Raw genomic sequence first — 12,802 nt, 5'->3', positions numbered from 1 at the left:
CATAAAGAAAAATAATTTGTAATTTTGAGGTGTATTAAAATGAAAAAAAATGTAAAAGTCATTCCTCTAGGAGGAGTGCGAGAAGAAGGTAAAGATTTATTTGCTATTGAGATTAATAATAATAGCATCTTTATTTTAGACTGTGGTTCTAAATTTCCATTAGATGAAATGCTAGGAATTGATTATGTTATTCCAGATTTTTCTTATTTAAGAGAAAATCAAAACAAAATTGTTGGAGTTTTTTTAACCTCTGGTCATTTAGATTCCATTGGAGCACTTCCATACTTTCTAAGTGAATTTAATGTTCCTGTTTTTGGAACCCAGTTAACTATTAAATTAGCAAAGCAGATAGCAGCAAAAGATAAAAAATCTGCTAAATTTGATGATTTCCATGTTATTAATGATGAAAGTGAAATTGTCTTTGATGATGGAACTGTCAGTTTCTTTGGTGTAACTCATTCCATTCCTGATGCTGTCGGTATTTCTATCAGCACGGAGTTGGGGAGTGTAGTTTATACTGGTGATTTTAGATTTGATCAAACGGTCCCCAAACAATATCAGACTGATTACGCTGGAATTTCAGCGATTGGTAAAAATAAAGTTTTAGCATTGCTTTGTGATTCACGTAATGCTGAAAATATTGGAAAAATTGATGAAGAACAAAAGGTTCGTAACTATTTAGTGGATACTTTTGATTTTCAAAATGGAAGAATGATTGTAACTTGTCTTTCAGACCATATTTTGCGATTACAAGAAATTATTAATGCCGCCAATCAGACAGGTCGAAGAATTTTCTTTGCTAATGATAAGTCTAAGGATATAATTGATGCATCAATTAAAGATGGTAAAATCACACTCCCTGATGATAATGTGTTTGTAAATTCAACTGCTGATTTAAAAAAATTAGATCCTTCTCAAGTGATTATTTTACATGTTGGTCAACCAGGGGATGCTATGAGATCTTTGAAACGAATGGCTAGTAAAAAGAACCCACAAGTTAAAATTGAGAGTGGTGATTTAGTATTATTGGCTACTGCTCCGATGCGTTCAATGGATAATGCCTGGGCTAAAACTAGAGATTCAGTTTATAAAGCTGATGGAACAGTAGTAAGTTTAGACAGTGCTCTTAATTTATCTAGTGATGCGAGTCGTAGTGACATCCAATTGATGCTTAGTTTGTTAACCCCTGAATACTTAATTCCGGTTCAGGGAGAATATCGACAACTACAAGCTACCAAAGATGCTGCAATTGCCACTGGTTTCCCATCTACTAATATTATTATTCCTGCAAAGGGTGATGTGATTGAATTTAGCGGTGATGATATGTTGCTTGCCCAATCTGTTTCGGCTTCTGATACTATGATAGATGGTATTGGGGTTGGAGATATTGGAAATATTGTGTTGCGGGATAGAAGTGTTCTATCACAAGATGGCGTATTTATTGCTGTGGTAACGATTGATCGTAAGAAAAAGAAGATTATTGAAAAGCCTAAAGTTACTTCCCGTGGTTTTGTTTATGATGAATCAAATAAACCTTTATTAAAAGAGGCTTCTGATTTAGTCGAAAAAACAGTACAAAATAATTTAGATAATAAGGATTTTGATTGGGGACATTTAAAGCAAGATGTGCGTGAAAAATTAAGCACATTTTTGTACAAAAAGACTGATCGTCGTCCAGTTATTCTTCCGGTTATCATGGAAGTGAATCAGCATCATCGAAAATTTAAAAATAATAAAAAGAAAAATTAAGCTGTCAAAAGAATTGAGTTAAGCTCAGTTCTTTTATTGTTTCAAGGTGAAAATAATGAATGAAAATCAATTAGAGGAATTCAAAAAAGCACAAAATGCAATTGAATCCCAAAATTTCAAATTATCTACTGATATTTTATTGAACTTGTATGATGAAGTGGATCAAGCAAATGTGGTTAGGTTATTAGGTAAATCTTTATATAATGAAAAAAAGTATGTTGAAGCTGGTCGTTTGATTGATGATAATTTTGACTTTTTTTTAGTTAATGATCCTAATTTTTTATGTAAAGTATTATTGAAGAATCATCGTTATATTGATTTGCGGATAATTGCAAATGGATTATCAAAACAAGAACAGAATGATTTTTTACAACGAATTAAAGCTGATGAAACTAAATATCAGCAAAATCAGTCAGACACAATTCATGAAAATTCACGTGAATTTATGCATCTTGGCGCCTTTACTCCACAAAAACAGCAACAAATCATTCAACACGCCGAGCAGTTACCGTATCATGAATATGTAAAAGGTACGATAGTTAATATAGTTGATGAAGATGTTCATCCGATTTGGCGAATTCAACTTTTAAATAATTTAATGAGATTAAGATATCAACAATCAGTTAAGTTTCTTTGGATTGATAATAAGATATATAAAATAAATCCTGTTGAAACAACTGATACACAAGATACTGTTAGTTATCAAAAAATGATGAAATTATTAAAAAGTAAATATGAACAAACTGATCCAATTAAGTTTGAACAATTAAAATTAATTATAAATTTGGATTTGCAAAATTTGTATCCATTTATTGACAAGACAATTGATAATGTTCATTTGTGGCTAAAAGAAATTGAAAATGGTGTTTTGGGTGTAAATAAAACAGAAAATGCAAATGATACTAATGCTTCTATTTGGTTGACTAAAGTTAATGAAATGATGGCTTCTATAATGAATTAATAAAAATAGGGCTTAAGTATTTACAAATTAAAATTCAATATATATAATAAATTAGTGAATTCTTTGGATGGAACGTATTTTATATTTTAAAGAAATGTAGTATAATAATTTATAAAGATACTTTGGTATTCCACCAAAGAACGTCTTACGAAAATAATAGGAGGGTTTCATAATGGCAAAAGAACATTACGAAAGAACAAAGCCCCACGTTAATATTGGTACAATTGGCCATATTGACCACGGGAAGACTACTTTAACTGCAGCAATTACAAAGGTTTTATCAGAAAAGGGTTTGGCAAAAGCTGAAGACTTCGCTGATATCGATGCTGCTCCAGAAGAAAAAGAACGTGGTATTACTATCAACACTGCTCACGTTGAATACGAAACAGAAAAACGTCACTACGCACATATTGATGCTCCAGGACATGCTGATTACGTTAAAAACATGATTACTGGTGCCGCTCAAATGGATGGTGCTATCTTAGTTGTTGCCGCAACTGATGGTCCTATGCCACAAACTCGTGAACACATTTTGTTAGCTAAACAAGTTGGTGTTGATCATATCGTTGTTTTCTTAAACAAGACTGATATGGTTGATGATGATGAATTAATTGATTTAGTTGAAATGGAAGTTCGTGATTTATTATCAGAATATGGTTACGATGGTGATAATATTCCTGTTATTCGTGGTTCAGCTTTAAAAGCACTTCAAGGTGATAAAGATGCTGAAGACCAAATCATGAAGTTGATGGATACAGTTGATGAATACATTCCAACTCCAGAACGTGACGAAAACAAACCATTCTTGATGCCTATCGAAGACGTATTTACGATTACTGGTCGTGGTACTGTTGCTTCTGGACGTATCGATCGTGGTACTGTTACTGTTGGTGATGAAGTTGAAGTAGTTGGATTAGTTCCTGATGTTTTGAAGACTACTGTTACTGGTCTTGAAATGTTCAGAAAAACTCTTGATAAGGGTGAAGCTGGAGATAACGTTGGTGCATTACTTCGTGGACTTAACCGTGAACAAGTTGTTCGTGGACAAGTTCTTGCAGCTCCTGGTTCAGTTGAAACTCACAAGAAGTTCACTGCTGAAGTTTATATCATGACTAAAGAAGAAGGTGGACGTCATACTCCATTCTTCTCAAATTACCGTCCACAATTCTACTTCCATACTACCGATGTTACTGGTGTTATTGAATTAGATAAAGGTACTGAAATGGTTATGCCTGGTGATAACGTTACATTCCACGTTGAATTAACTAAACCAGTTGCCATCGAAAAAGGTACTAAATTCACTATTCGTGAAGGTGGTCACACTGTTGGTGCCGGTACTGTTACTGAAATCGACGATTAATAATTTAAAAAAAGGATTGAAGACTTTGTCTTCGATTCTTTTTTGTTTTGCTTTTAATTCAAAATGTTTACATTTTATTAATCATACGTTAAAATAAGTTAAGTATATTATTACTTGAAAAAGTTTTAGTCTTTTTCATGTTGGAGGAATTAAAATGTCAGATTGGGTAAAAAAAGATTTAAATAAAGGTGAATTAAAATTTGAAATTGACCTTGATAAAATTAAAGAAGGTTTAGATAAAGCCTTTAATAAGAATAAGAAAAACATTAAAGTTCCTGGCTTCCGTAAAGGAAAAGTTTCTAGACAAGTGTTTGATCAAATGTATGGTGAAGAAGCATTATACCAAGATGCATTAAATATTCTACTTCCAGAAGCTTATGCTGCTGCAGTGGCAGATTCTAAAATTGAACCAGTGGGTCAACCACAAATTAGTGTTGAGTCTATGGAAAAAGGTAAGCCATGGGTATTAAAAGCTGATGTTAGTGTTAAACCTGATGTAAAATTAGGTAAATACAAAGGTGTTACTGTTCCAAAGCAAAACACACGAGTTTACAAAAAAGATGTTGATGCAAAGTTAGATTCAATGCGTCAATCTCAAGCTGAATTGGTATTAGTTGATCGTCCTGCTAAAAAGGGTGATACAGTAATTATTGATTTTGATGGTTCTGTTGATGGCAAACATTTTGATGGTGGTAAAGCTACTAACTATTCTCTTGAATTAGGATCAGGGTCATTTATCCCAGGTTTTGAAGATCAATTAATTGGTCATAAAGCTGGTGATGATGTAGATGTTAAAGTTACTTTCCCGAAGGATTACCAACAAAAAGATTTAGCTGGTAAAGAAGCCCTTTTTGAAACAAAAATTCATGAAGTTAAAGAAAAACAATTACCAAAACTTGATGATGACTTCGCTAAGGATGTTGATGAAGATGTTGATACCCTTGATGAATTAAAAGATAAGATTAAAAAAGAACTTAAAGAACAAAAGGAAGCAACAGCTAACGATACTATTCAAACTGATGCGATTGAAGAAGCTACTAACAATGCAACAGTTAAAGATATTCCACAAGCTATGCTTGATGAAGATATCCAACGTCAAATGGATCAATACCTTGCTGGTATTCAACAACAAGGTATTCCAGCCGATATGTACTTTAAAATGACTGGAACTTCAGAAGATGATTTGAAGAAACAATTTGCAGCTGGTGCTGATAATCGTGTTAAAACTAGCTTAGTACTTGAAGCAATTGTTAAAGCTGAAAAAACTGATCCTTCAGAAGATGAAGTTAACCAAGAAGTTAAAAATCTTGCTGACCAATATGGCATGAAAGAAGAAGCTGTTCGTGGGGCTTTGTCTGATGATATGTTGAAACATGATATTGGAATTCGCAAAGCTGTTGATGTTGTTGTTGACAATGCCAAACAAGTCGCAAAATCGACATCTAATTCAGATAATGAAGAAAAAGAAGATAAATAAAACTTAATTAAGTTTTAGAAAAGGGTCTATTCAACGTTGATTGTTGTAGACCCTTTTTGTGTCAAACTAACTCTTTTGAAACATTTTTTCTTTATGTTATAGTTTTGGAAGGCAAAAAGCGGCTTAGATAAAGAAAGAGGAGAATTTTTAAATGTTTGATGATAACGATACAAATGAAGTGGTGACATGTTCGTTTTGTGGCAAATCACAAGATCAAGTAAAAAAAATTGTGGCTGGTCCAGGAGTTTACATTTGTAATGAATGTATTGATTTATGTAAACAAATTATTGAGGATGAAATAAAAAAACAAGATGTTACTGGTGAAATCAATGTGTTAACTCCTAAAGAAATAGTCGACCGTCTTAACCAATATGTAATTGGGCAAGACGAAGCTAAAAAAACTTTAGCAGTTGCTGTTTATAATCATTATATGAGAATCAAAGAGTTGGCTAATCACGAAAAAGAAGATACTAATGGCGATGAAAAAGCTTATAACGATTTAGAAGCAGAAACAGAGATTCAAAAAAGTAATATCTGTATGATTGGATCAACTGGTTCTGGTAAAACATATATCGCACAAACTTTAGCTAAGATTATTAATGTGCCTTTTGCAATTGCTGATGCTACTACTTTAACGGAAGCAGGATATGTTGGTGAAGATGTTGAAAATATTCTGTTGAAATTGTTGCAAAATGCTGATTACGATGTTAATCGAGCTGAAAAGGGAATTATTTACATCGATGAAATTGATAAAATTGCTAAAAAAAGTGAAAATGTATCAATTACGCGTGACGTTTCTGGAGAAGGTGTCCAGCAATCATTGCTTAAAATTTTAGAAGGAACGATTGCTAATGTACCTCCAAAGGGTGGTCGCAAGAATCCCCAACAAGATTTTATTAAAATTGATACAAAGAATATTTTGTTTATTGTTGGTGGAGCCTTTCCTGGCATTCAAGATATTGTTAAACAACGGTTAGGTGATCAAACAATTGGATTTGGATCAAAGCACCATGATACCGTTAAAATAAATGAAGAGAACCTGATGCAACAAGTAATTCCAGAAGATTTGATGAAGTTTGGTTTAATTCCTGAATTTATTGGGAGATTACCTATCTTGACTGCATTAAACAAATTGGATGAAGAAGACTTAGTCAAAATTTTAACAGAACCTAAAAATGCTCTGGTTAAACAATATCAAAAATTATTGGCTCTTGAAGGGGTTAAATTAACTTTTGACAAAGAAGCATTACGAATGATGGCTAAAGAAGCAATTAGTAGAAACACTGGTGCTCGTGGTTTGCGTTCAATCATTGAAAACGTAATGCGAGACACTATGTATCAACTTCCTAGTCGTGGTGATGTTTCTGAAGTCATAATTACTAAAGATACAGTGGAAAATCATAGCGAACCACGTTTAATCTTAAAAAAAGAAGTTAAATAGTCCTTGAACGGAGAATAAAAATGAAAGTAAATGATGTCGAATTAGTGATGAGTGCAGTTGATCCTAAACAATACCCTAACACTGGTTATCCTGAAATTGGTTTTTTGGGACGTTCAAATGTTGGTAAGTCTTCTTTAACAAATGTACTTTTTAATCGAAGAGATTATGCTCACACATCTGGACAGCCAGGAAAAACCCAAACTTTGAATTTTTACGATGTTAATCACCAATTATATTTTGTAGATGTTCCTGGATATGGATATGCTCGTGTTTCAAAACAGGAACGTGAAAAATGGGCTGAAATGATTGAAACATATTTAACACAACGAACCAAACTTCGTGGAGTTGTTAATTTAATTGATGGTCGTCACGAACCAAGTGATTATGACATTCAAATGCGAGATTGGTTAGATTATTATAATATTCCTGTTCTTTATGTTGCTACAAAAGTAGATAAGTTGCCCAAGAGTAAATTGAAACAACAAAAAGAAATGTTACAGAATAAGTTAGAACTGCAAGATAATGAAAAATTAGTAATGTTTTCTGCTAAAACAAAAGTTGGTAAAGATGAAATTTGGAATTGGATTGAAGATAAAATTAAAGCATAAAAAAATCAGCTGTTAATAACAGCTGATTTTGTGTTTACTTTTTTTCATTTCGTTTCAAAAATTTATTTCTTTTTTTAGTTTCTATATCTTGATCATCAATATTATCTTTTTTCATAAAATCACTGCGTTGATTATTTTTTGGATTGATTTTAGCAAATTTGTTGAGCATTTCATCTAAATCAGCTTGCTTATTAATGTGTAATCCCATTATATTCACTCCTTTGTTTCTCATCATAGCAAAAAATTATTTGAATGTCATTTGGTTATACAATAATGCGTAAATTAATTATAATTTAAATAGTGGAATATTAGAAAGGAGGGGACTTGATAATGGCATCTAAACATATCGAAGATAAATTAAAACTTTTACCTGAAAAACCAGGCGTTTACATTATGAAAGATGATAAAGGTAAAGTCATTTATGTTGGTAAATCTAAAAACTTGAAAAATCGGGTTCGATCTTATTTTAAAAGTAAACAATATGGTCGAAGAGCTAAATTAGTTAAAAATATTGCTGATTACGAAACTATTATTACAGCTACTGATAAAGAAGCGTTTTTACTTGAAATTACCTTAATTCAAAAATATCGACCTTATTATAATGTACGTTTAAAAAATGGAAATGGTGGATATCCATACATTAAAATCACTAATGAAAAAGATCCACAAATGATGGTTACGAGTTATGTTAAAAAGGATGGTGCTTTTTATTATGGTCCTTATCCTAATGTTTATGCAGCTGATGAGACATTAAAATTCTTACAAAAAATGTATCCTCTACGCAGATGTCATGGTTATCAAGGGCGAGCCTGTCTTTATTACCATATGAATCAATGCCTGGGTGCTTGTTTTAAAGAGGTTCCCAAGTCTGAATACGATGAGCAAATAAAAAAGATAAAATCATTTTTAAATGGGAACGTCTCAGCTGCAAAGAAACTAATTAAAGAGCGAATGAATGTGGCTTCTGATAATATGGAGTATGAAAGAGCTGCTGAGCTTCGCGATCAATTAAATTATATTCAGGCAACTGTGGAAAAACAAAAAATCATCTCACATGATTATACTCAACGAGATGTTTTTAATTTTTATGCAGACAAAGGTTGGTTGTCAATTCAGGTTTTTTATATTCGTCAAGCACGCTTGATGAAACGAGTTAAAAGACTATTTCCCATTTTGAGTACCCCTGAAGAAGAAATGACAAATTTTATTGTGCAGTTTTATGATCAAAAAGATCAAATCAAGCCACGAGAGATATTAGTGCCAGAATCCATTGATGCTAGTGTGATAACTGAACTTACTGGTATCCCAGCAAGGACTCCAATTAGAGGACAAAAAAAAGCATTGTTAAAAATGGCAAAAGAAAATGCCCAATATGTTCTTGATGAGAAGTTCAGATTGATTGAAATGAATCACAGAAAAACTGTTGGAGCAATGGATGAGCTTAGTAAAGCATTAAATTTGAAAAAGTTGAATCGGATAGAAGCATTTGATCATTCTCATATTGATGGTGCTGATTTAGTTTCAGCAATGGTAGTTTTTGAAGATGGTAAGCCAAACAACAAAAAATATCGTAAATATAAGTTAAAAACAGTTGATCATGCAGATGAGGCTGCTAGTACTAGAGAAGTAATTCGCAGACGCTATACACGATTATTAAAAGAGCATGCTGAAATGCCCGATTTAATTTTAATGGATGGTGGAGAAATCCAAATGAATGCTGTCAAAGATGTACTTGAAAATGAATTGGGTTTGGATATCCCAGTTGCTGGAATGGTAAAAAATAATAAACATAAAACGGCTGATTTATTGTTCGGTGATAATGATAATCATGTTGATTTAAATCCACAAAGTCAGTCGTTTTATCTTGTGCAAAGAATTCAGGATGAAGTCCATCGTTTTGCAATTAGTTTTCACCATGATTTGCACAGCAAAAATTCTATGACATCTAGATTGGATAGTATTAAAGGAGTTGGACCTAAAACTCGTAATAAATTGTTGCGAAGCTTTGGGTCAATGAAAAATATTGAGGAAGCAAAAGTGGAAGAAATTCAAGAACTTGGCATTCCTAAAAATGTTGCTCAAACAATTAAATATACTTTTCAAAACTCCAAACCAGTAGCTAGGATGAGAAAAATGTAGTAAATTAGAACGGAGAAAATATGTTTGTAGATCAAGTAAAATTTAAAGTTAAAGCCGGTAAAGGTGGAGACGGAATGGTAGGATTTCGGCGAGAAAAATACGTTCCTAATGGGGGCCCATCAGGTGGTGATGGTGGTCGTGGAGGTAATGTAGTTTTTAAAGTTGATTCTGGTATGAGTACATTGATGGATTTTAAATATAAAAAGTTATTTAAAGCCGAAAATGGTGGTAATGGTGGTAACAAAAAAATGACAGGAGCAAGTGCTGACGATTTAGTTATTAATGTTCCAGAAGGTACTACAATTTTAAATAATGAAACTAATCAACCAATCGCAGATTTAACTAAACCAGGTGATACGGTTGTGATTGCCAAAGGTGGACGTGGAGGACGTGGGAATGTCCATTTTGCGACTGCTAAAAACTCAGCTCCTGAAATTGCTGAAAATGGGGAACCAGGCGGTGAATTAGAAGTTAATTTACAATTACGTTTGTTAGCAGATGTTGGGTTAGTTGGATTTCCTTCTGCAGGAAAATCAACATTATTAAGTACAATTACTAGTTCAAAACCTAAAGTTGCCCAATATCATTTTACGACTTTGGTACCAAACTTGGGAATTGTTAGAAATGATGATGGAAATGATTTTGTGATTGCTGATCTTCCTGGATTAATCGAAGGGGCCTCTCAAGGAGTTGGATTGGGATTCGAATTTCTTCGTCATATTCAAAGAACAAGGGTAATTTTACATTTAGTTGATATGAGCGGAATAGAAGGAAAAGATCCTTATGAAGATTATCAAAAAATAAATAAAGAATTAGAAAACTTTGATGAATCTTTATTGGAAAGACCTCAAATAATTGTAGCTACAAAGATGGATATGCCAGATTCAGAGGCAAATTTAGCTTTATTCAAAAAAGAATTAGCCAAACATGATGATCAGCTTGCCATTAAAATTGACCCAATTTCTTCGGTTACTCATCAAGGTTTGGACCAATTAATTCACGATACTAGTGACTTATTGGAAAAAACACCAAAATTCCCATTGGTTGATGATAAATTGGATATTAAAGGTCAAGATGGTGTTGTTTATGATGCTGATGAAATAGAAAAACCATTTAGTATCAATCGTGATGAAGATGGGACTTGGATTATATCTGGTCAACGAATTGAACGATTATTTCAAATGACAAACACTGAACATACCCAGAGTATGATGCGTTTTGCTCGACAAATGAGAGGGATGGGCATTGATGATGCTTTAAGAGAAGCTGGTGCTAAAGATGGAGATTTAGTTCAAATTTTGGACTTTACTTTTAACTATGTAAATTAACAAAAAAGTAGTTAACAATTGTTAACTACTTTTTTAACCAAAAATAATCCTATTTTTATTAATACGATAACCAAAAATTTTAGTAATATGTGGATTTTCTATAAAAAATGAATGATTTTCGTTTATGTCTTTAGTTATGGCAATAAATTCTTGAAGATTTAAGGAGTTTTTATCTTTTTGGCTAATAAGAATTATTTTGTCTGAATTGATTTTAATGTTAGTTATTGGCTTTATTTTTTCAGCGAATTCAAAGAATAATAAATTTTTATGATTTAAATCTGCTGAAGAAACCTTAAATTCATTTAGTTTAATGTTAATCACCTGCTTTTCTATGTTTGTGATATGCTACAATTAATTATATAGTAGGTTGTACGATTAAAATAATTTAAAGCTTCCTAAAAGGAACGGTAAATAATATGCAATTAGAGTTTTTTGGAACCGGAGCAGGAGTTCCCGGTAAGTTTAGAAATGTTTCCAGTGTGGCATTGAGACTATTAGATGAGATTAATCAAGTTTGGCTTTTTGATTGTGGTGAAGGTACCCAGCAACAAATTTTACGATCAACGCTAAAACCACGTAAAATTGATAAGATATTTATTACTCATTTGCATGGTGATCATATTTTTGGACTGCCTGGTTTATTGTCCAGCCGGTCATTTCAAGGTGGAAATGACCAATTGACAATTTATGGTCCAAAAGGAATCAAGGATTTTGTGCAAACATCATTGCGGGTATCGCAAACCAAACTTTCCTATAAAATAAATTATGTTGAATTAACTAATCCTGGCATTATTTATAAAGGAAAAAAATTTACGGTAATTGCTGACCGACTTGATCATCAAATTGAATGCTGGGGTTATCGAGTTATTGAACATGATCATCCTGGTGAGTTAATGGTTGAAAAGTTAAAAGAGGATAATATTCCAGCTGGGCCAATTTACGGTCAATTAAAGCAAGAAAAAGAAGTTACTTTACCTGACGGAAGGCATATTTTAGGTAAGAATTATATTGGTTCGCCGCAAAAAGGACGCGTTGTAACTGTTTTGGGTGATACTAGAAAAACTGCTAGTATTAAAGAATTAGCAAAACATGCCGATGTATTGGTTCATGAAAGTACTTTTGGAAAGGGAGAATCTAAGTTAGCCCGAAATTATTATCATTCTACTAATGTACAGGCAGCTAATTTAGCTAATGCTGCTGATATACAAAAATTATTGTTGACTCACATTTCTGCCCGTTATACTGCTAAAATGGCTCGTGAATTACAAAAACAGGCTCGTGAAATTTTTCCTAATACAAAAGTAGTAAAAGATTTTGATTTGATTGATATTCCATTTAAAAAAGAAGAGGAGAAATAAAATGAAAAAACAATTTACAATAATTACAGGGATTATTCTTGTAATTATCATGACTATCTTTGTATTGTTAAATATGGAAGATACTGCTATTAACTTTGGTTTTGCAACAGTTAAATTACCGTTGATTTTAGTACTTCTAATTATGATGTTATTAGGTGCTTTAATTATCTTCTTATTTTCCTCAGTTAATTCTGTTAAAGCTAATCGTAAAATGAAAGAAAGTCAAAAAAAGATTGATAGCTTGCAAGGTGAAATTCAAGAATTAAACAATAAGTTAAAGAATATTGCTGTTAGTGGTGAAAAACAACATCTTGACCAGGAACAAAATATTTCACAAAAGAATGATACAGACCATAAAACTCAAAATTAAAACTTGAAAGA

12 protein-coding genes are annotated in these 12,802 nt (G+C 32.4%); 10 read left to right on the top strand and 2 right to left on the bottom strand.

Annotated features, from left to right (window positions below; translation table 11 throughout):
* Positions 1–39 precede the first annotated feature (39 nt).
* The 6 genes from BHU33_RS02615 to yihA all read left to right on the top strand — a co-directional run bounded on the left by BHU33_RS02615 (position 40) and on the right by yihA (position 7,596).
* Positions 40–1,749 carry a ribonuclease J gene (locus BHU33_RS02615; RefSeq protein WP_056997537.1) on the top strand — a complete coding sequence of 570 codons (1,710 nt, stop codon included), beginning with the start codon at positions 40–42 and terminating at the stop codon, positions 1,747–1,749.
* Positions 1,750–1,804: 55 nt separating this feature from the next.
* Positions 1,805–2,710: a hypothetical protein gene (locus BHU33_RS02610; protein ID WP_054646867.1), complete on the top strand. Its 906-nt coding sequence runs from the start codon at positions 1,805–1,807 to the stop codon at positions 2,708–2,710.
* 172 nt (positions 2,711–2,882) lie between these two features.
* Positions 2,883–4,070: an elongation factor Tu gene (tuf, locus tag BHU33_RS02605; protein ID WP_054646868.1), complete on the top strand. Its 1,188-nt coding sequence runs from the start codon at positions 2,883–2,885 to the stop codon at positions 4,068–4,070.
* 154 nt (positions 4,071–4,224) lie between these two features.
* Positions 4,225–5,547 (top strand): trigger factor, encoded by a 1,323-nt coding sequence (gene tig, locus BHU33_RS02600; RefSeq protein WP_054646869.1) that lies wholly within the window; start codon positions 4,225–4,227, stop codon positions 5,545–5,547.
* Positions 5,548–5,698: 151 nt separating this feature from the next.
* Positions 5,699–6,988 carry an ATP-dependent Clp protease ATP-binding subunit ClpX gene (clpX, locus tag BHU33_RS02595; RefSeq protein ID WP_054646870.1) on the top strand — a complete coding sequence of 430 codons (1,290 nt, stop codon included), beginning with the start codon at positions 5,699–5,701 and terminating at the stop codon, positions 6,986–6,988.
* A gap of 20 nt (positions 6,989–7,008) precedes the next feature.
* Complete coding sequence (yihA, locus tag BHU33_RS02590) at positions 7,009–7,596, top strand: ribosome biogenesis GTP-binding protein YihA/YsxC (RefSeq protein ID WP_054646871.1); 588 nt, start codon at positions 7,009–7,011, stop codon at positions 7,594–7,596.
* A gap of 34 nt (positions 7,597–7,630) precedes the next feature.
* On the opposite strand, the gene BHU33_RS07500 is transcribed toward yihA, so the two are convergent.
* Entirely contained in the window at positions 7,631–7,804 is a 174-nt protein-coding gene (locus BHU33_RS07500) for an SPJ_0845 family protein (protein WP_156405620.1), read from the bottom strand.
* Between the two features lie 122 nt (positions 7,805–7,926).
* On the opposite strand from BHU33_RS07500, the gene uvrC reads away from it, so the two are divergent.
* Positions 7,927–9,735: an excinuclease ABC subunit UvrC gene (gene uvrC / locus BHU33_RS02585; RefSeq protein ID WP_054646872.1), complete on the top strand. Its 1,809-nt coding sequence runs from the start codon at positions 7,927–7,929 to the stop codon at positions 9,733–9,735.
* A gap of 20 nt (positions 9,736–9,755) precedes the next feature.
* Entirely contained in the window at positions 9,756–11,063 is a 1,308-nt protein-coding gene (gene obgE / locus BHU33_RS02580; protein WP_054646873.1) for a GTPase ObgE, read from the top strand.
* A 33-nt stretch (positions 11,064–11,096) separates the two neighbouring features.
* Here obgE and BHU33_RS02575 read toward each other — a convergent pair whose 3' ends face one another.
* On the bottom strand, positions 11,097–11,384 hold the full coding sequence (locus BHU33_RS02575; protein WP_054646874.1) for a hypothetical protein: 288 nt from the start codon (positions 11,382–11,384) through the stop codon (positions 11,097–11,099).
* Positions 11,385–11,479: 95 nt separating this feature from the next.
* Here BHU33_RS02575 and rnz point away from each other — a divergent pair, with 95 nt between their 5' ends.
* Positions 11,480–12,421, top strand: coding sequence for a ribonuclease Z (gene rnz / locus BHU33_RS02570; RefSeq protein ID WP_054646875.1), 942 nt, complete (start codon positions 11,480–11,482; stop codon positions 12,419–12,421).
* Between the two features lies 1 nt (position 12,422).
* Positions 12,423–12,791, top strand: a complete 369-nt coding sequence (locus BHU33_RS02565; protein ID WP_054646876.1) for a lipopolysaccharide assembly protein LapA domain-containing protein — start codon at positions 12,423–12,425, stop codon at positions 12,789–12,791.
* Positions 12,792–12,802: the final 11 nt, after the last annotated feature.

The sequence above is a fragment of the Fructilactobacillus lindneri DSM 20690 = JCM 11027 genome, assembly GCF_002907375.1.
GTDB lineage: Bacteria > Bacillota > Bacilli > Lactobacillales > Lactobacillaceae > Fructilactobacillus > Fructilactobacillus lindneri.
The sequence above is the reverse complement of the archived record's forward strand: the minus strand, read 5'-3'. Positions and strand labels throughout refer to the sequence as shown.